Annotated in this window: 8 protein-coding genes; 5 read left to right on the forward strand and 3 right to left on the reverse strand. The window is 64.6% G+C overall.

The window, feature by feature from the left end; translation table 11 throughout:
* Window positions 1-122: 122 nt before the first annotated feature.
* Window positions 123-13,109: a non-ribosomal peptide synthetase gene (locus SGN16_RS08855; protein ID WP_335945365.1), complete on the forward strand. Its 12,987-nt coding sequence runs from the start codon at window positions 123-125 to the stop codon at window positions 13,107-13,109.
* Between the two features lie 199 nt (window positions 13,110-13,308).
* Window positions 13,309-14,115: an alpha/beta fold hydrolase gene (locus SGN16_RS08860; protein WP_210643583.1), complete on the forward strand. Its 807-nt coding sequence runs from the start codon at window positions 13,309-13,311 to the stop codon at window positions 14,113-14,115.
* A gap of 104 nt (window positions 14,116-14,219) precedes the next feature.
* On the opposite strand, the gene dsbG is transcribed toward SGN16_RS08860, so the two are convergent.
* The 3 genes from dsbG to dsbD are packed head-to-tail and all read right to left on the reverse strand — an operon-like array spanning window position 14,220 to window position 17,571.
* Entirely contained in the window at window positions 14,220-14,987 is a 768-nt protein-coding gene (dsbG, locus tag SGN16_RS08865) for a thiol:disulfide interchange protein DsbG (protein ID WP_210643584.1), read from the reverse strand.
* On the reverse strand, window positions 14,963-15,832 hold the full coding sequence (locus SGN16_RS08870) for a TlpA disulfide reductase family protein (RefSeq protein WP_339102086.1): 870 nt from the start codon (window positions 15,830-15,832) through the stop codon (window positions 14,963-14,965). Before SGN16_RS08870 ends, dsbG begins: the two co-directional genes overlap by 25 nt.
* Window positions 15,832-17,571 (reverse strand): protein-disulfide reductase DsbD, encoded by a 1,740-nt coding sequence (dsbD, locus tag SGN16_RS08875; RefSeq protein WP_339102087.1) that lies wholly within the window; start codon window positions 17,569-17,571, stop codon window positions 15,832-15,834. The genes SGN16_RS08870 and dsbD overlap by 1 nt, the downstream gene beginning before the upstream one ends.
* A gap of 175 nt (window positions 17,572-17,746) precedes the next feature.
* Here dsbD and SGN16_RS08880 point away from each other — a divergent pair, with 175 nt between their 5' ends.
* The 3 genes from SGN16_RS08880 (at window position 17,747) to SGN16_RS08890 (ending at window position 20,429) form a co-directional block, all read left to right on the forward strand.
* A complete protein-coding gene (locus SGN16_RS08880) occupies window positions 17,747-18,427 on the forward strand; it encodes a response regulator (RefSeq protein ID WP_210643586.1) in 681 nt (226 codons plus the stop codon).
* Complete coding sequence (locus tag SGN16_RS08885) at window positions 18,424-19,755, forward strand: ATP-binding protein (RefSeq protein ID WP_339102088.1); 1,332 nt, start codon at window positions 18,424-18,426, stop codon at window positions 19,753-19,755. The genes SGN16_RS08880 and SGN16_RS08885 overlap by 4 nt, the downstream gene beginning before the upstream one ends.
* 167 nt (window positions 19,756-19,922) lie before the next feature.
* Window positions 19,923-20,429 carry a GNAT family N-acetyltransferase gene (locus SGN16_RS08890; RefSeq protein WP_339102089.1) on the forward strand — a complete coding sequence of 169 codons (507 nt, stop codon included), beginning with the start codon at window positions 19,923-19,925 and terminating at the stop codon, window positions 20,427-20,429.
* Window positions 20,430-20,459 lie beyond the last annotated feature (30 nt).

Consider the following 20,459-nt stretch of genomic DNA (forward strand, 5'->3'; position numbering starts at 1 on the left):
CCATTGCCGCGGGCCGTGGCCGTCAAACGCTTGGGTGCGGGAGGTTGCCGACTAATTATTTGCCGGTGTTATCCGTTCCCATGGGTGACCACTTGCAAGCCGAATTTCAGGCAGGAAACCCCATGACCGACGCGTTCGAACTCCCCAGCACCCTGGCCCATGCCCTCCAGCGCCGCGCCGCGTTGACGCCGGATCGGGTGGCCTTGCGCTTCCTTACCGACACTGCGGAGCGGGGCGTGGTGTTGAGTTATCGCGAATTGGACCTGCGTGCCCGGACCATTGCCGCCGCCTTGCAGGCCGAAGCGGCATTTGGCGAGCGTGCCGTGCTGCTGTTCCCCAGCGGCCCGGATTATGTCGCGGCGTTCTTTGGCTGCCTCTACGCTGGGGTGATTGCCGTACCGGCCTATCCACCGGAGTCCACCCGTCGCCATCATCAGGAGCGCCTGCTGTCGATCATTGCCGACGCCGAACCGCGCCTGTTGCTCACCAGCAGCGATCTGCGCGAGCCGTTGCAAGCCATCGAATCGGCACCGCCGGTGTTGTGCGTCGACACCCTCGACCCGGCCATTGCCGGGCAATGGCTGGCGCCGACCCTGCAGGACGATGACATCGCCTTCCTGCAATACACCTCCGGTTCCACCGCATTGCCCAAGGGCGTGCAGGTCAGCCACGGCAACCTGGTGGCCAACGAATCGTTGATTCGTCACGGTTTCGGCATTGATGTGAACCCCGACGACGTCATCGTCAGTTGGCTGCCGCTGTACCACGACATGGGTCTGATCGGTGGCTTGCTGCAGCCGGTCTTCAGCGGCGTACCCTGCGTGTTGATGTCGCCGGCGTACTTCCTCGCCCGGCCACTGCGTTGGCTCGAAGCGATCAGCGAGTACGGCGGCACCATCAGCGGCGGCCCGGACTTCGCCTATCGGCTGTGCAGCGAACGGGTCAGCGATTCAGCCCTCCAGCGTCTGGACCTGAGTGGTTGGCGCGTGGCTTATTCCGGCTCCGAGCCGATCCGCCTCGACACCCTGGAGCGTTTCGCCGACAAGTTTGCCCCGTGCGGCTTCACACCAGACAATTTCATGGCCTCCTATGGCCTGGCTGAAGCGACCCTGTTCGTCGCCGGTACGCCGCGCCGCCACGGTATAACTTCGCTACGGCTGGATGACGCGGCACTGGCGCAAAACCGCGCCGAGCCGGGGCAGGGCTGCGCGGTGATGAGTTGCGGTGTCAGCCAGCCCGGGCACGCGGTGCTAATCGTCGAGCCGACTACGTTGCAGCCATTGGCCGACAATCAAGTGGGCGAACTCTGGGCCAGCGGGCCAAGCATCGCCCATGGCTACTGGCGCAACCCCGAAGCCAGCGCCAAGACCTTTGTCCAGCATGACGGCAGCACTTGGCTGCGCACCGGCGACCTGGCGTTCCGGCGGGACGGCGAGCTGTTCGTCACTGGTCGCCTGAAGGACTTGTTGATCGTGCGCGGTCATAATCTCTATCCCCAGGACATCGAACAAACCGTCGAGCGTGAAGTAGACGTTGTGCGCAAGGGCCGGGTGGCGGCGTTCGCGGTCAACGACGGCGGTGAAGAAGGCATTGGCATCGCAGCGGAAATCAGCCGCAGCGTGCAGAAGATCCTGCCGCCCGAGGCCTTGATCAACGCCATTCGCCAGGCCGTGGCCGAAGCCTGCCAGCAGGCGCCGAGCGTAGTGGCGCTGCTCAACCCCGGCGCGTTGCCCAAGACCTCCAGCGGCAAGTTGCAGCGCTCGGCTTGCCGCACCCGGCTGGCGGATGGCAGCCTCGACAGTTATGCGCTGTTCCCGTTCGCCGACGTTGAAGGGGCCCGTAAAGCGACCCCGTCTTCGCCGTTGCAAGCGCTGATCGGTCAGGTCTGGTGCGAGCAATTGCAGGTCCAACAGGTCCAGGCTGACGATCACTTTTTCCTGCTGGGCGGCAACTCTATCGCCGCCACCCAAGTGATCGCGCGCCTGCGGGAAGCCCTGGGCCTGGAGCTCAACCTGCGTCTGTTGTTCGAAGCCCCGACCCTGGCCGAATTTGCCGCCGCGGTGGCGAACCAACAGCAGGATGGCGGTCAGGCCCAGGGCGCGATCAGCCTCTTGCCGCGCCACGAAGCCTTGCCGCAATCCCTGGCCCAGAATCGTTTGTGGATTACCTGGCAGCTCGATCCGACGAGCCATGCCTACAACATTCCCGGCGCCTTGCACCTGCGTGGCGAGCTGGACGAAGCGGCCTTGCGCGCCAGTTTCCAGCAGCTGATCGAGCGCCACGAATCCCTGCGTACGCGCTTTCTGGAACGTGAAGGTGTGGCCCTGCAACAGGTCGACCCGGCTGGCGAGTTCAAGCTGCAAGTGATCGACCTGCGCGATGTACCGGCCGACCAGCGTGAAGCCCGGGCGCGGCAGGTTCGGGAAGATGAAGCGGCCATACCGTTCGATCTGGAAAAGGGGCCATTGCTGCGGGTCAGCGTGTTGCGCCTCGATGACGACGACCAGCAGTTGCTGGTGACGCTGCACCACATCATCGCCGACGGCTGGTCGATGAACCTGCTGATCGATGAGTTTTCCCGGTTGTACGCCGCAGCCTGCCAAGGGCAGCTCGCCGTGCTGGCGCCCTTGCCGTTGCAGTACGCCGACTACGGCAGTTGGCAGCGCCAGTGGCTGGCCCAGGGGGAGGCCGGGCGTCAGCTGACGTATTGGAAACAGCAGCTGGGTGACGACCATCCAACCCTGGCGCTGAGCACGGATCATCCCCGTAGCGCGCAACACCTGCGCAGCGCCGCGCGGCATAGCTTGCGCTTGGACAAGGGGTTGGGCGATGCCTTGCGCCAAGTGGCCCAGGCCCATGAGGCCACCCCGTTCATGCTGTTGCTGGCAGCTTTCCAGGCGCTGTTGCAACGTTACACCGGCCAGTCCGACATTCGCATTGGCGTGCCCAACGCCAACCGTCCGCGCCTGGAAACCCAGGGGCTGATCGGCTTTTTCATCAACACCCAGGTGCTGCGCGGGCAGGTCGATTCGCGCCAGCCGTTCGCCGCGCTGCTGGCCCAGGCCCGGGAAGCCACGCTCGGTGCCCAGGCCCATCAGGACCTGCCGTTCGAACAACTGCTCGAAGCGTTTCCCGAGGCGCGTGAGCAAGGCCTGTTCCAGGTGATGTTCAACCACCAGCAGCGTGACCTGGGCGCCTTGCGCCGCTTGCCGGGGCTATTGGCCGAAGAGTTGCCGTGGCACAGCCGCGAAGCCAAGTTCGACCTGCAACTGCACAGCGAAGAGGATCGCAACGGCCGGCTGACGCTGTCGTTCGACTATGCCGACGAGCTGTTCGAAGCAGCGACCATCGCCCGGTTGGCGACGCATTACTGCAACCTGTTGCGGGCCGTCTGTGCCGATCCGCAGCAGGCCATCGGCGATGTGCCGTTGTTGAGCGTCGATGAATACACCCAACAGCAGCAGTGGGGCGCGGCCCCGTGCGCGCCGGCCTGCCAGTGGTTGCCGGAGCTGTTGAACGAGCAGGCCCGGCGTACACCGCAGCGTACCGCGTTGCAGTGGGACGATGGTCGCCTGGATTACGCCGAGCTGCACACCCAGGCCAATCGCCTGGCCCATTACCTGCGGGACAAAGGCGTCGGCCCGGACGTTTGCGTGGCGATTGCCGCCGAGCGTTCGCCGCAGTTGCTCATTGGCGTGCTGGCGATCATCAAGGCCGGCGGTGCCTACGTACCGCTGGATGCCGACTATCCGGCCGAACGCCTGGCCTACATGCTTGCCGACAGCGGCGTCGATCTGTTGCTGACGCAAACCGCGTTGCTTGAACGCTTGCCGGCCTGCGAGGGCGTCAGCGTCATCGCCATGGACGCCTTGCATTTGGAGCAATGGCCGAGCAACCCGCCGGGCCTGCACTTGCACGGCGATCACCTGGCTTACGTGATCTACACCTCCGGCTCCACCGGCCAGCCCAAAGGCGTCGGCAACACCCACGCGGCCCTGGCCGAGCGCCTGCAATGGATGCAGGCCACTTACGCGCTGGATGAAACCGACGTGCTGATGCAAAAAGCCCCGATCAGCTTCGACGTGTCGGTGTGGGAATGCTTCTGGCCGCTGATCACCGGCAGCCAATTGGTGCTGGCCGGCCCGGGTGAACACCGCGACCCGCACCGCATCGCCCAGTTGGTCCAGCAATTTGGCGTGACCACGCTGCACTTCGTACCGCCGCTGCTGAGCCTGTTTATTGACGAACCCTTGAGCGCCCACTGCACCAGCCTGCGCCGGCTATTTTCTGGCGGCGAAGCCTTGCCGGCCGAGTTGCGCAACCGGGTGCTGGCGCAGCTGCCGTCGGCGCAACTGCACAATCGCTACGGCCCGACCGAAACCGCGATCAACGTCACCCATTGGCATTGCACCGAAGCCGATGGCGAGCGTTCGCCGATTGGTCGACCGCTGGGCAATGTGCTGTGTCGGGTACTCGACAGTGAGCTCAGTCCCGTGCCGGTGGGTGTGCCAGGAGAGTTGTGCATCGGCGGCCAGGGCCTGGCCCGGGGTTATCTCGGGCGGCCGGGCTTGAGTGCCGAGCGTTTTGTCGCCGACCCGCTGGGCGCGGCGGGCGCGCGCTTGTACCGCACTGGCGACTTGGTGCGCTGGAGCGCCGATGGGGTGATCGAATACCTCGGCCGCCTCGACCAGCAGGTCAAGCTGCGTGGCTTCCGGGTCGAGCCGCAGGAAATCGAAGCGCGCCTGCTGGCTCAGGACGGTGTCGCCCAAGTGGCGGTGCTGGTGCGCGACACCTCGGCCGGCCCGCAGTTGATTGGCTATTACACCACTGCGCAGGTCACTGAAAGCGAGGATGCCCAGAGTGTTCGGCTGAAAACCGCCCTGGCCGCCGAACTGCCGGAATACATGGTGCCCGCGCAATTGCTGCGTCTGGACGCCATGCCCCTGAGCCCGAGTGGCAAGCTCGACCGCCGCGCCTTGCCCGAACCGCAATGGCTGGTGCGCGAGCATGTCGAGCCGGTCAGTGCCCTTGAGCAGCAGATCGCGGGTATCTGGCGCGATGTGCTGGGTCTTGCGCGGGTGGGCCTGCGGGATGATTTCTTCGCGTTGGGCGGCCATTCGCTACTGGCGACCCAGATCGTTTCCCGCACCCGCCAGGCTTGCGACGTCGAGCTGCCGCTGCGCACCTTGTTCGAGGCCAGTGAGCTTGGCGCGTTTGCTGAACAGGTGCGCTTGATCCAGGCCAACGGCCAGACCAACCGCCAGCCGCCCATCGAGCCGGTCGATCGTAGCCAACCGGTGCCGCTGTCCCATTCCCAGCAACGCATGTGGTTCCTTTGGCAGATGGAGCCGGACAGCCCGGCCTACAACGTCGGCGGCATGGCGCGCTTGCGCGGGGTGCTGGATGTCGGGCGTTTCGAGGCCGCGTTGCAGGCGTTGATCCTGCGCCACGAAACCCTGCGCACCACGTTCCCGAGCGTCGATGGTGTGGCCCGCCAGCAGGTGCACAGCGAGACAGGCCTGCGCATGGACTGGAAGGACTTCTCCATGCTGGCCGCCGACATTCGCCAGCAGCGAGTGCAACAACTGGCGGACAGCGAGGCCCACCAGCCCTTCGACCTGGAAACCGGGCCGCTGCTGCGAGCCTGCCTGGTCAAGACCGCCGAGCAGGAGCACTACTTTGTGCTGACCCTGCACCACATCGTCACCGAAGGCTGGGCGATGGACATTTTCGCCCGCGAGCTGAGCGCACTGTACGAAGCCTTTATCGACGACCGCGAATCACCGCTGGCACCCTTGCCGGTGCAGTATCTGGACTACAGCGTATGGCAGCGCCAATGGCTGGAATCCGGTGAGCGTCAACGGCAACTGGACTACTGGACTGGGCAACTGGGTCGTGAACACCCATTGTTGGAATTGCCCGGCGACCGCCCGCGTCCACCCGTGCAAAGCCATCGCGGCGAGCTGTTGCGTTTTGACCTCAGCGATGACCTGGCAGCCCGGGTCCGCGCCTTCAACGCGCAACAGGGCTTGACCCTGTTCATGACCATGACCGCCGCCCTGGCTGTTTTGCTTTATCGCTACAGTGGCCAGACCGACCTGCGCATCGGCGCGCCGGTGGCCAACCGCATTCGCCCGGAAAGCGAAGGGCTGATCGGTGCGTTCCTCAATACCCAGGTGCTGCGTTGCCAGCTCGACGGACAAATGTCGGTGGGCGAGTTGTTCGAGCAGGTGCGCCACACGGTGATCGAAGGCCAGTCCCACCAGGACTTGCCATTCGATCATCTGGTGGAAGCCCTGCAACCACCGCGCAGTGCCGCCTATAACCCGCTGTTCCAAGTGATGTGCAACGTGCAGCGCTGGGAGTTCCAGCAGAGCCGCATGCTGGCCGGCATGACCGTCGAATACCTGGTCAACGACGCCCGGGCGACCAAGTTCGACCTCAACCTGGAAGTCACCGACCTCGACCATCGCCTGGGTTGCTGCCTGACCTACAGCACCGACCTGTTCGACGAACCGCGCATCGCGCGCATGGCCGGGCACTGGCGCAATCTGTTGGAAGCCTTGCTGGTCGATCCGAGCCGACGGCTGAGCGAGCTGCCATTGCTGGACGCTGGCGAACAGCAACAACTGCTCGACAGCCTCGGTGTCGAACCCGGTGAACATCGCCTGGATCAATGCATTCATGAACTGTTCGACAGACAGGTCCAGGCTCGACCCGACGCGCCGGCCCTGACGTTTGCCGGGCAGACCCTGACTTATGCACAACTGAACAGCCGCGCCAATCGCCTGGCCTGGATGTTGCGCGAGCGGGGTGTCGGGCCGCAGGTGCGGGTCGGCCTGGCTCTGGAGCGTTCGCTGGAAATGGTCATCGGCCTGCTGGCGATCCTCAAGGCCGGCGGTGCCTACGTGCCGCTGGACCCGGAATATCCGTTGGACCGCCTGAGCTACATGATCGAGGACAGCGGCGTAGGCTTGCTGCTCAGCGACCGGGCGATGCTCCAGGCCCTCGGTGCGTTGCCCGCGGGTGTGGGATGCTGGTGCCTGGAAGATGATTCGGCGGCCCTGGCGCAATATCCGGATCACCCACTGCCGTTGATCAACCTGCCGCAGCACCAGGCGTACCTGATCTACACCTCCGGCTCCACCGGCAAGCCCAAGGGTGTGGTGGTGTCCCACGGTGAAATCGCCATGCATTGCCAGGCGGTGATCGAGCGCTTTGGCATGCGAGCGGACGATTGCGAGCTGCATTTCTATTCCATCAACTTTGACGCCGCCACCGAGCGCCTGCTGGTGCCGCTGCTCAGCGGTGCCCAAGTGGTGCTGCGGGCCCAGGGACAGTGGGATGCCGAGGAAATCTGCGGGCTGATTCGCCAGCATGGCGTCAACATCCTGGGTTTCACCCCCAGCTATGGCAGCCAATTGGCGCAGTGGTTGGCGACCCAAGGCCAAACCCTGCCAGTGCGCATGTGCATCACCGGCGGTGAAGCCCTGACCGGCGAGCACTTGCAACGCATTCGCGCTGGGTTCAGTCCGAGCCTGTTTTTCAACGCCTATGGTCCGACTGAAACCGTGGTCATGCCGTTGGCGAGCCTGGCCCCGGAGCAGTTGGAGACGGGCGCGGCCAGTGTGCCGATTGGCAGTGTGATTGGCGCCCGGGTCGCCTACATCCTCGATGCTGACCTGGCGCTGGTGCCGCAAGGTGCCACGGGTGAGTTGTACGTCGGTGGCGCGGGATTGGCCCAGGGTTATCACCAACGCCCGGGCATGACCGCCGAGCGTTTCGTCGCCGACCCGTTCGCCGTCGCTGGTGGACGGCTCTATCGCACTGGCGACCTGGTGCGCCAGCGTGCCGACGGTTTGGTGGAGTACCTGGGACGCATCGACCATCAGGTAAAGATCCGCGGTTTCCGCATCGAACTGGGAGAGATCGAAACCCGCCTGCTGGAGCACGATGGGGTGCGCGAGGCCGTGGTATTGGCCCTCGACATGCCGGGGGGCAAGCAACTGGCTGGCTACCTGCTGACCGACATCGCCGAACAGGACGCCGACCGACAAGCGGCCCTGCGCGAAGCACTGAAAAACCACCTCAAGGCCCAACTGCCGGACTACATGGTGCCCACGCACCTGATCCTGCTGGCGAGCATGCCGCTGACCGCCAACGGCAAGCTCGATCGCCGCGCCTTGCCGATGCCCGATCCCGGACTCAATCGCCAACACTACGTGGCGCCGAGCAATGCCCTGGAACAGACCCTGGCGACGATCTGGTGCGAAGTGCTGAACGTGGGGCAAGTGGGCCTCAACGACAACTTCTTCGAGCTGGGCGGCGATTCGATCCTGTCCATCCAGGTGGTCAGCCGCGCCCGGCAGCAGGGCATCCATTTCACCCCCCGCGACCTGTTCCAGCATCAGACCGTGCAGACCCTGGCCGCTGTTGCCAGCCACAGCCAGCAGGTGAGTGCCGAGCAGGGGCTGTTGGACGGTGAGGCCGCGCTGACGCCGATCCAGCACTGGTTCTTCGACAGCCAGATGCCCAACCGGCATCACTGGAACCAGGCATTGCTGCTGGAACCGGCCATCACCCTCGACCCTCATCTTCTGGAGCAGGCACTGCGCACGGTCTTCCAGCAGCACGATGCCTTGCGCCTGGGCTTCGACGAGCGCGCCGGCCACTGGTGCGCCGAGCACCAACCATTGTCCGAAGCGGCGCTGTTGCAGACAGTATCCGTGGCGAGTGAGCAGGCCAGTGAAAGCGTGTTCGCCGAGACGCAGCGCAGTCTGAATCTGTCAACCGGCCCGCTGCTGCGCGCGGTACTGGCGCAGATGCCCGATGGTCGGCAACGGCTGCTGATCGCCATCCATCACCTGGTGGTCGACGGTGTGTCGTGGCGGGTGTTGATGGACGATTTGCAAACCGTCTACCGCCAGATCGCCGCGGGGCAAGCTGCCCGACTGCCGGCCAAGACCAGCCCGTTGCGGGACTGGGCCGCGCGCTTGCAGGCTTACGCCGGCAGCGAATCCCTGCGCGAGGAGCTGGGTTGGTGGCAGGCTCAGTTGAAAGGCCCGCAGGTGACGCTGCCTTGCGCGCGTCCTGACGGCGGGCTTCAGGAGCGTCACGCTGAAACGGTCAGCGTGCGCCTGGACGCTGAGCGCACCCGGCAGTTGTTGCAACAAGCGCCAAGTGCCTATCGCACTCAGGTCAACGACCTGCTGCTCACGGCGTTGGCCCGGGTGCTGTGCCGCTGCAGCGGCCAGGAGTCGGCCCTGGTCCAGCTTGAAGGCCACGGCCGCGAGGCGCTGTTCGAGGACATCGACCTGACCCGCACCGTGGGCTGGTTCACCAGCGTCTACCCGCTGCGCCTGAACCCGGTGGGTGACGACTTCAGCGCGTCGATCAAGGCGATCAAGGAGCAACTGCGCGCGGTGCCCCACAAGGGCCTGGGCTATGGCGTGCTGCGCTACCTGGCTGATTCGGCCATTGGTGAGGCGCTGGCCGGTCTGCCGTCAGCGGCGATCACCTTCAACTACCTGGGCCAGCTCGACCAGACCCTGGGGCAGGATGCGCTGTTCCAGCCGCTGGATGCGCCGTTGGGCGCAATCCATGATCCCGACGCGCCGCTCCCCAATGAGCTGAGCGTCGACAGCCAGGTCAGCGGTGGCGAGCTGGTGCTGCGCTGGACCTTCAGTGCCGAGCGCCATGACCGACAAGCCATTGCCACGTTGGCCGAAGCCTACCTCGATGAGCTGCAACGCCTGATCGAACACTGCCTGACGGAGGAGGCGGGTGGGCTGACGCCTTCGGACTTCCCCCTGGCGAAGCTGACCCAGGGCCAGCTCGACAGCCTGCCAGTGCCGGCCGGGCAGATCGAAGACGTCTATCCGCTGACGCCGATGCAGGAAGGCATGCTCCTGCACACGCTGCTGGAGCCGGGCACCGGCCTGTACTACATGCAGGATCGCTACCGCATCAACAGTGAGCTCGATCCGCAGCGTTTCGCCCAGGCCTGGCAAGCGGTCATCGCCCGTCACGAAGCTTTGCGCGCCTCGTTCTGCTGGAACGTCGGTGAAGACATGCTGCAAATCATCCACAAGCCCGGTAGCACACCGGTGGATTATCTCGACTGGTCGCAAGTACCCGAAGACGCGCAGGAAGCCAAACTTCAGGCGCTGCTCAAAAACGAGCGCGAGGCCGGTTTCGATCTGCTGAACCAGGCGCCGTTTCACCTGCGGCTGATCCAGATTGGCGCGGGGCGCTACTGGTTCATGATGAGCAACCACCACATCCTGATCGATGCCTGGTGCCGTTCGTTGCTGATGGATGACTTCTTCGAGCTCTACACCGCCCTGGGCGAAAACCGCGAAGCGCAACTGGCCGTGCCGCCGCGTTATCGCGACTACATCGGCTGGTTACAGCGCCAGAGCCTGGCCGAAGCCCGGCAGTGGTGGCAGCGCAACCTGCAAGGCTTTGCGCGGACCACGCCGATCCCCAGCGACCGGCCGTTCCTGCGCGAGCACGCCGGTGACAGCGGCGGAATGATTGTCGGCGACTGTTACACCCGCCTCGATGCCCGGGACGGTGCGCGGTTGCGGGAGCTGGCCCAGGCCCATCAACTGACGGTCAACACCTTCGCCCAGGCGGCGTGGGCCCTGGTACTACGGCGAGTCAGCGGTGAGCGCGACGTGCTGTTCGGCGTCACCGTCGCCGGGCGTCCGGTGGAGTTGCCGCAGATGCAGCGCACGGTGGGGCTGTTCATCAACAGCATCGCCTTGCGGGTGCAGATGCCCGAGGACCACCAGCCATGCAGCGTGCGCCAGTGGCTCAGCGCCTTGCTCGACAGCAACATGCAACTGCGCGAGTACGAATACCTGCCGCTGGTGAGCATCCAGGAGGTCAGCGAACTGCCCAAGGGCCAGCCGTTGTTCGACAGCTTGTTCGTGTTCGAGAACGCGCCGGTGGAAGTCTCGGTGCTGGACCGCGCCCAAAGCCTCAATGCCACTTCGGACTCGGGCCGCACCCACACCAACTTCCCGTTGACGGCGGTCTGCTATCCAGGGGATGACCTGGGGCTGCACCTTTCGTATGACCAGCGTTACTTCGATGAGTCCACCGTCCAAGGCTTGCTCGGCGAGTTCAAGCGCTTGCTGCTGGCGCTGATGGAAGGTTTCCACGGTGATATGGCCGAACTGCCGCTGATTGGCGCCGAAGAGCAGGCTTTCCTGATCGACGGCTGCAACCAGAGTGAGCACGTCTATCCGCTGGAGCAGAGTTACGTCGAGCTGTTCGAGGCCCGGGTGGCGGCCCATCCGCACCGCATCGCCGTCAGTTGCCTGGACACGAGCTACAGCTATGCCGAGTTGAATGCCCGCAGCAACCGCCTCGGCCACGCCTTGATCGCTTCCGGCGTCGGGCTCGATCAGCCGGTGGCGCTGCTGGCCGAACGAGATGCGGACCTGCTGGGCATGATCATCGGCAGCTTCAAGGCCGGTGCCGGTTACCTGCCACTGGATCCGGGCCTGCCGAGCCAGCGCCTGAGCCGCATCATCGAACTGAGCCGCACGCCGCTGCTGGTTTGTTCCCAGGCCTGTCAGGCCCAGGCGCTGGCGCTGCTGGAGGAGTTCGCCTGTGCCGGGCGGCCGAAGTTGCTGGTGTGGGAAGCCATTCAGGCCAGCGCTGTGTCGCAGGAAAACCCCGGCGTCTACAGCGGGCCGGACAACCTGGCCTACGTGATCTACACCTCCGGCTCCACCGGGCTGCCCAAAGGCGTGATGGTGGAGCAGCGCGGCATGCTCAACAACCAGCTCAGCAAAGTGCCGTACCTGGCGCTGAGCGAGGCGGATGTGATCGCCCAGACCGCGTCTCAGAGTTTCGATATTTCCGTGTGGCAGTTCCTCGCCGCGCCGTTGTTCGGCGCCCGGGTCGACATCGTGCCCAACGCCATAGCCCACGACCCGCAAGGGTTGCTGGAGCATGTACAGCGCCAGGGCATCAGCGTGCTGGAAAGCGTACCGTCGCTGATCCAGGGCATGCTCGCCCAGGAGCGTATCGGCCTGGATGGCCTGCGCTGGATGCTGCCCACCGGCGAAGCAATGCCGCCGGAGCTGGCCCATCAATGGCTGTTGCGTTACCCGGACATCGGCCTGGTGAACGCCTACGGTCCGGCGGAGTGCTCGGATGACGTGGCGTTCTTCCGGGTCGACCTGGCCTCGACCCGTGGTACGTATCTGCCGATTGGCACACCCACCGACAACAACCGTTTGTACCTGCTCGACGGCGCGCTGGACCTGGTGCCGTTGGGTGCGGTGGGTGAGTTGTGCGTGGCGGGCACCGGGGTTGGGCGCGGTTATGTCAGCGATCCGTTGCGCACCGCACCGGTGTTCGTGCCCAATCCTTTCGGCGCGCCGGGGGAGCGTTTGTACCGTACCGGCGACCTGGCACGGCGGCGCAGCGACGGGGTCTTGGAGTACGTCGGGCGCATCGACCATCAGGTGAAGATTCGTGGCTACCGCATCGAATTGGGAGAGATCGAAGCGCGACTGCATGAACAACCCGAGGTGCGCGATGGAGCGGTGGGTGTGCAGGAGGGCGTCAACGGCAAACATCTGGTGGGTTACCTGGTGGCCGCCGACACGGCGCTGAACCCGAGCGAACGCCTGGAGCGTATCAAGCAGCGCCTGCGCAGCGAATTGCCGGAATACATGGTGCCGCTGCACTGGTTGTGGCTCGATCGCCTGCCCCTCAACGCCAACGGCAAACTCGACCGCAAAGCCTTGCCGGCCCTGGAGATCGGCCAGTTGCAAAGCCACGACTACCAGGCGCCTGCCAACGAACTGGAGCAGACCCTGGCGGACATCTGGGCCCAGGTGCTGAAAGTCGAGCGAGTGGGGGTGCGGGACAACTTCTTTGAACTGGGTGGTCATTCCCTGCTGGCGACGCAAATCGCCTCGCGGGTGCAAAAAGCCCTGCAACGCAACGTGCCGCTGCGGGCGATGTTCGAATGCAGCACGGTGCAGGAACTGGCCGACTACATCGATGGCTTGGCGGCCAGTGAGATCACTGAGGAGAAGGTGGATCGGTTGAATGATTTGATGGCGGAATTGGAAGGATTGTAGTTTTGCGGCGTCTATAAGGGGCCTCATCGCGAGCAGGCTCGCTCCCACAAGGGATTTGTGATCACTGCGAACCCGGTGTGGGAGCGAGCTTGCTCGCGATGGCGTCATGACTAACACCGCAAAGCCCTAGGTTGACGCCTCACCCTGTACGGCTCAGTCTTCCCAAGGCTTTCCCTCACTCAAAACAAGGAGGTCATCAATGCCCTTTTCAATTATTGACGGACAACCGCTTCATTACCTGGACCAAGGCCAGGGCCCGGTGGTGTTGCTGGGCAGCAGCTATCTGTGGGACCACACCATGTGGGCGCCGCAGATCGAGGTGTTGTCCCGGCATTATCGGGTCATTGCCCTGGATCTATGGGGCCACGGCCAGTCCGGGCAGTTGCCTGAGGGCACGGCTTCCCTGGACGACCTGGCCCGCCAGGCATTGACGTTGATGGACCGCCTGGACATCGACTGCTTCAATCTGGTCGGGCTCTCGGTCGGCGGGATGTGGGGCACGCGCCTGGCGCTGGCTGCGCCGAATCGGATCAAGTCCCTGGTGCTGATGGACACCTACGTGGGCGTCGAGCCGGAGCCGACCCGTCAGTATTATTTCTCGCTATTCGACAAGATCCAAGCCAGCGGCAGCGTTCCCGAACCATTGCTAGACATCATCGTGCCGATCTTCTTCCGGCCGGGCATCGATCCGCAGTCGGCGCTCTACCAGCAGTTCCGCGCCACGCTGGCCGCGCTGCCGGCCGACCGCCTGCGCAACAGCATCGTGCCCCTGGGGCGGATCATTTTCGGTCGGGACGACATCCTGCCACGCCTGCATGAACTGGATGCCAAGCGCACAACGGTGATGTTCGGCGACCAGGACAAACCGCGCCCACCGTCCGAGTCGCTGGAAATGGCCGAGCTGATCGGTTGCCCCCATATACTGATCCCGGAGGCGGGGCATATCTCCAACCTGGAGAACCCGGAGTTCGTGAATCGGACATTGCTGGGGTTATTGCGCAGCTGATCCACCGTCATCGCGAGCAAGCTCGCTCCCACATTGGGTCTGCGTCGATCACAAGTACCCTGTGGGAGCGAGCTTGCTCGCGATGAGTCCCATCCTTGATGGGCTCACTTCGGCCCGAGAATCTTCACCAGTTTGTCTGGCGATGGCGCGCCTTGTTGCTGTTGCAGTTCGCCTTTGTCATCCAGATAGAAAATCGCCGGGGTGGCGGACAGTTCCAGCTCGTCCATCAACTGTTGGTTGGCGTCGAGTTTGGCCTGGATGGCCGCCGGGATGTCCTTGAGGGGCTTGAGCACGCTGCCCTTGCCGGCCTTTTCATGCTCCGCCAGGGCTTTTTCCGGGTCCTTGGCGGCCAGTAAGGCGGCGGATTTACCAGGGCTGTCTTCGCGGATGATGCCGACCATGATGTGGCGTAACTGCACCTTGCCGGCCTTGACCCATGGCCGCGCCTGTTCCCAGAACATGTTGCAGTACGGGCAGTTCGGGTCACTGAACAGGTACACCGTGCGCGGTGCGTCCTGGTTGCCGTCGGCGATCCAGTTGCTCGTCTGCATCTTTGCCCAGACTTCCTTGGCCATCGGCGCATAGACCAGCTTTTGCAGCGGCTCCACGCTCAGGTCCTTGCCGTCGGCATCGTACAGGTTGCCCAGCAGGACGTGCTGGCCATCCGGCGTCAGGTACAGCGCCATGCCGCGGTTCTGGTATTGCGCCGCGTAACCGCGAAGGCCGTCCGGTGCCTCGAAGGTGCCGACGATTTTCGCGCCCTTGGCTTCGATCTTCTTGATGGCCGCAGGCAGTTCTTCGGCCTGTAGCAGCGGGGCCTGCGACAGCGTGGCGGCGACGGCCAGGGTCAGCAGGTGGCGGAGGCGGGGCATGGCGGTTTCCTTGTGGCGGGGTGGGGCGCCGTGGTCGAGCCCGGCGTTTCAAAGTTTTCCAGGGCGCGGGCCAGGCTCGCTTCCGACAGTTCGCCCAGGTGGCTGCCCAGCAGGCGGCCATCGGCGCTATAGAACAGGGTCGTCGGCAGGGCCATGGAGCCGACGGCCTGGCCGAGACGACCACTGCCATCGAACAACACGTTGTCCAGGCTCAGGCCCTGGGTGGCGAGGTAGGTGCTGACGCTTTGCATGCTTTCGGCCTGGTTGACGAACAGGAAGGTCAGGTCCGGGCGCTGTTGTTGGGCTTCTTCGAGCACCGGCATTTCCCGTCGGCAGGGCGGGCACCAGGTGGCCCAGAGGTTGATCACCAGAGGGCCGCCCTGATAATCGGTGAGTTTCACGGTTGCGCCGTCGGCGGTGCGCAAGTTGATGTCCGGCAGCCGAGTGCCTTGCTCATAAATCGTCAACGACATTGTCGCCAGCAGCCAGAACAGCAAGCCGCTGCCAACCCCGAAGCCCAGTGGCTTACGCAAAGCCGGTCGGCGCCGGGCCCAGAGCAGTGCGCCGATCACCAGCACCACGACACCCGGCCAGGCCAGGAAACCTCCGTCGCGCAGGTCGACAATCTGCCACGGGTCATCCTGGTAATGCTGCCAGTAGGCGGCGACAAAGCCGACCCGTGCCGCCAGCAGGCCGAGTAAAAACAGTACGAACAGCACCGATTCGGGGTTCTCGCCACCGCCCTTGGCCACTCGCCAGCCCACGAACGTTGCCAACGCCAGGGCGCTGATCAGCAACAGATGATTGAGGGCGATGGCAAAGGTGCCGAGGGTGAACGTCAGCATCAGCGCGCGTCCCGGGTGATATTCCAGCGCTCCAGGAACACCTTGGCACTGACTTCCCCGGTGATCCGCTGGCTGCGCCGCTCGGTACCGTCCGCGCCGACCCACAGCAGGCTTGGGGGCCCCGGTACTTGGTAACGGCTCAGCAGTTCGCGGCTGGCGGCGTTGTCGGCGGTTACATCGAGGCGCACCAGGCGCACGTCTTTCAAGGCGTCGAGCACCTCGGCGCGGCCGAATACCTGTTTTTCCATGATCTTGCAGGACACACACCAGTCGGCGTAGTAGTCCAGCAGCACCCATTGGCCCTGGGCCTTGGCGGCGTCCAGTTCCCGTTGCAGCGCGGCGGGCTCGCTGACTGTGACGAAGGCCTCGTGGGCACTCACGGGCGCGCTGCCCTCGGTACCGGCGTACACCTTCAGGGGCTGGAAGAAATCATCGCCACCGCCGGCGGCGCCGATCACCAGCAGGCTGCCCCACAGGCCAAACAGCAACGACGCGCTGCCGCAGACATAGGCGATGCGGCCGAAGCCTTCGGTCTGGCGCCAGGCGCTGTAGGCGGCAATCAACAACAGCACGCCCCACAGGCCGACCCACAACGAACCGTCGATGACCGGACGGATCATCAGCAACGCGGTGCCCAGGAACAGGAAGCCGAACACGCCTTTGAGCAGGGTCATCCAGGCACCGGGCTTGGGCAGAAAGCGATTACCCACAGTCACCAGCAGCAACAGTGGCAGGCCCATGCCGATGCCCATGGTGAACAGGATCAGCCCGCCATGCAGCGCATTGCCGCTCTGGGCGATGTACAGCAGCGCGCCGGCCAGCGGGGCGGTCATGCACGGGCCGACCAACAGGCCGGACAGGGCCCCGAGAACGCCAGCACCCAGCAGGCTGCCACCGCGCTGTTGGCGTCCGGCGTTTTCCAGGCGATCGCGCAGGGCGGCGGGCAATTGCAATTCGAAGAAACCGAACATGGGCAACGCCAGCACCACGAATACGGCTGCGAAGGTGCCCAGCAGCCATGGTTGCTGCAACAAGGCTTGCAGGTTGGCCCCCAACAGCGCGGCGAGCACGCCCATGGCGGCGTACACCAAGGCCATGCTGATTACGTAGCTGCCGGCCAATGCCAGGCCGCGCCGCGGCCCGGCACCGCTGCCCACCACCAGCCCGGCCAGGATCGGCAGCATGGGCAGCGAACACGGCGTGAATGCCAGCAACAGGCCCAGGCCGAAGAACACCAGCAGGCTCCAGGCCAGTGCCCGTTGTTGCAGGCCGCTGGCCAGGGCCTGGTCCGGCGCCTCGCTGCTATTGGCGGTTGTGGCTGTTGCGGGTGCGTTGCCGCCCAGGTCGACCACCTGGGTCTGGGGGGGATAACACAGGCCGGCGTCGGCACAGCCTTGGAAGCCGACCTTGATCTTGCCGCTGGCCCCGGCCGGAATCTTCAGCTCCAATGCCTGGCGATAGACTTGCTGATCGCCGAAAAACTCGTCGCTGTGGGCTTCACCCGCTGGCAACTGCGGTTTTTGCGCCTCGGCAAGGCCTTCGAACCTGAGCCGTTTCTGATACAGGTAATAGCCATCGGCGATCTGCCAGAACAGCTGCGTCTCACCGGAGTCCAGGCGTTCGGAGGTAAACACGAACGCTTTTTCCACCGGCAGGAAATCGGGTTTGGTCTCGAAGGGATTGGCGGCCTGGGCCAGGCCCGACATCAGGAGCAGCCACAGCAAAAGCAATCGACGCATGGATAAAGCCTTAGAACGGAGCAAGTGGAAAACACAATGGCGACTGGCGATTAACGGTCGATTAACCCAGCGACGATCGGCAGGCCGCAATGATCGCCCATGTTCGCCGTACTCGTCGCATAATGTCGGCTTAATCGGCCAGCGGCCTAATGTACCTTTTTCCACGGGGCTTACCATGCACGTACTGGTCTGCGAAGACGATGAGTTGATCGCCAGCGGGATCGTCGCCGGGCTCACGGCCCAGGGCCTGACCGTCGAACACGTTGCCACGGCATCGGCGGCGCGGGCGATGGTCGGCGTGGCTGAGTTCGACGTGATGGTGCTGGACCTGGGGTTGCCCGACGAGGACGGCCTCAAGTTGCTCAAGCAACTGCGCCAGCAAGGCCTGGAGATACCGGTGCTGATTCTTACCGCCCGGGATTCGGTGACCGACCGGGTCGACGGCCTGCAGGCCGGCGCCGATGATTATCTGCTCAAGCCTTTCGACCTGCGCGAACTCGCTGCGCGCCTGCACACGTTGCTGCGGCGTGTAGCAGGGCGCAGCGTCAATCTGATCGAGCATGGCCGGTTGACCTACGACCCCAGCAGTCGCGAAACCACGTTGGGCGGCCAACCGGTGGATCTGTCCCGTCGGGAACAGTCACTGCTGCAAGCACTGCTGCACAACCGTGGCCGGGTGCTGTCCAGCGAGCAACTCAAGGACAGCGTCTACGGGTTCAACGACGAGCTGGAAAGCAACGCCCTCAACGTCCATATCCACCACCTGCGACGCAAGCTCGGCAACGGGATTGTCGAAACGGTGCGCGGGCTGGGTTATCGCCTGGGGCCGGCCGATGGCGGGGAATCTTCCAAGTGATGAGCCTGCGACTGCGCCTGAGCCTGACCCTCGGCGCGGCCTTCGCCCTGATCTGGGCCCTGGCCGCGGCATGGATGCTCAGCGACCTGCGCAACCAGATGATGTTTTCCCTTGATCAGCGCCTGGTGGCTTCGGCGCGGATGGTCGCCGGCCTGCTGGAACAGCTGCCGCCATTGTCCAGCAAGGGCGAGGGCACGCATTTGAGCGCTGAGCAATTGAGCATTCCCGGCGGCATGGCCTGCCAGGTCAGCTCCCTGCGCGGCGAGATCCTGGCCCGTAGCCACGGGACCCCGGAGCAAACCCTGGAAGCCGAGAAGATGGGCTTTCATGACCAGATGATCGACGGCGCGCCCTGGCGCAGCTTCACCCTGGCCCGGGGCGATCTGCGCATCACCACCGCCGACCGCCAGATCGAACGCGAAGCCCTGAACATGTCGATACTGCTGGCGGCCTCGGTGCCGGTGGGCGTGGCGCTGCTCGGTTGCCTGTGCTTGTTGTGGCTGGGCATCGGTCAGGGCCTGGCGCCGCTCAATCGTATGCGCGATGCGTTGATGCGGCGCAATGCCGACTCTTTGGAACCCTTGCAGATTCACCCGCTGCCCAGTGAGCTGCGGCCCTTGCTGGAAACCCAGAACCAGCTGTTCCAGCGTATCGGCAAGACCATCGAGCGCGAGCGCCGGCTGACCGGCGATGCCGCTCACGAGTTGCGCAGCCCGCTGACGGCGATCAAGACTCACCTGCAAGTGGCGCGCATGACCGAAGGCGCCGCCCGCGACCAGTCCCTGGCCCGGGCCGAGGAGGGCGCCGACCGCCTGCACCGCACGCTCGAACAGTTGTTGCTGCTGGCCCGGGTCGAAGGCAGCCTGTCGTTCGACGATGGCGTGCAGTGCAACGCCGAGCAGGTCGCCCGGCTGGCGATCCAGGACGCTGCCAGCAGCGATTCCTGGCGAATCAAGCTACATGTAGCCCCAGGGCTGTCCGACGCACCGGTGCAGATGCCCGCGGTGCTTTCCATCGCCGCCTTGCGCAATCTGTTGGACAACGCCCTGCGGCATACCCCGGTGGATACCGATGTGGAATTGAGCCTGGAGATGATCGGCCAGCGCGTGCGTTTCCAGGTCCGTGACCACGGCCCTGGCATCGCTGCCGACGATATCCAGCACCTGACCCAACGCTTCTGGCGCAACGGCCAGAGCACCGGCTGTGGGCTGGGGTTGGCAATCGTCCAGGCCATCGTCCAGCGTTGCGGCTGCGGCCTGCATTTCGACAGCCGTCCGGACGGGTTGCGGGTCGAGTTGACGATGCCGGTGCAGGTAATGCCCGGCTAGATGGATGCATTGTGGCGAGGGGATTTGTCCCCTCACCAAAGGTTCAGGCAAATCCTGAGGGCAGTGCACTTGCGTACATCTGCTGTAACGACCTGCCATTGGCGCGCCCACCTGATCCGGGTCTATGTTTTTTTCAGCTCGACTCAAGGACTGAGGAAAACCGCGCCATGGATACCTTCATTGAAATCAGCACAGCCACGCCCAGCGACGCCGGCATCATCAGCCGCATCGCCGAGCGCTCGATCCGGGTGGGGTGTGCCGCTGAACACCGTAACGACCCGCACATCGTGGCCGCCTGGACCCGCAACAGTGCCCTTTCCCGGATTCAACCGTGGTTGGCCGACCCAAGCCTGCGCCTGACCCTGGCGCGCTTGCAGGGGCGGCCGGTGGGCACGGCCATGGCCTCGGCCGATGGCCGGATCGCGTTCTGCTACGTGCAGCCGGAATGGTTTCGCCGCGGTGCCGGGCAGGCGCTGGTGCGCGACATCGAGGCTTGGCTGCATGAGCGCGGGGTGGTCCAGGTGCGCCTCAACAGCACGCGCACCAGCCATGCGTTCTATCGGCACCTGGGCTTCGAGCAAAGTGTCGAGGCCTTTGCCATTGGCGGCGTCACGGCCATCGCGATGCACAAGTCACTGGTCCGGCCCGTCAGGGAATGTTCGGCCCGAGAGTAAATCCTTGCCGCGTTGATGCGTTTCCACAAC

Origin of the sequence: Pseudomonas sp. G166, assembly GCF_037027455.2 — a bacterium.
Lineage (GTDB): Bacteria > Pseudomonadota > Gammaproteobacteria > Pseudomonadales > Pseudomonadaceae > Aquipseudomonas.

Coding starts and splice junctions, on each gene's coding strand:
- SGN16_RS08880 (WP_210643586.1), top strand. CDS start 17,747: ATGCACGTACTGGTCTGCGAAGACGATGAGTTGATCGCCAGCGGGATC.
- dsbG (WP_210643584.1), bottom strand. CDS start 14,987: ATGCCCCGCCTCCGCCACCTGCTGACCCTGGCCGTCGCCGCCACGCTG.
- SGN16_RS08860 (WP_210643583.1), top strand. CDS start 13,309: ATGCCCTTTTCAATTATTGACGGACAACCGCTTCATTACCTGGACCAA.
- SGN16_RS08855 (WP_335945365.1), top strand. CDS start 123: ATGACCGACGCGTTCGAACTCCCCAGCACCCTGGCCCATGCCCTCCAG.
- dsbD (WP_339102087.1), bottom strand. CDS start 17,571: ATGCGTCGATTGCTTTTGCTGTGGCTGCTCCTGATGTCGGGCCTGGCC.
- SGN16_RS08870 (WP_339102086.1), bottom strand. CDS start 15,832: ATGCTGACGTTCACCCTCGGCACCTTTGCCATCGCCCTCAATCATCTG.
- SGN16_RS08890 (WP_339102089.1), top strand. CDS start 19,923: ATGGATACCTTCATTGAAATCAGCACAGCCACGCCCAGCGACGCCGGC.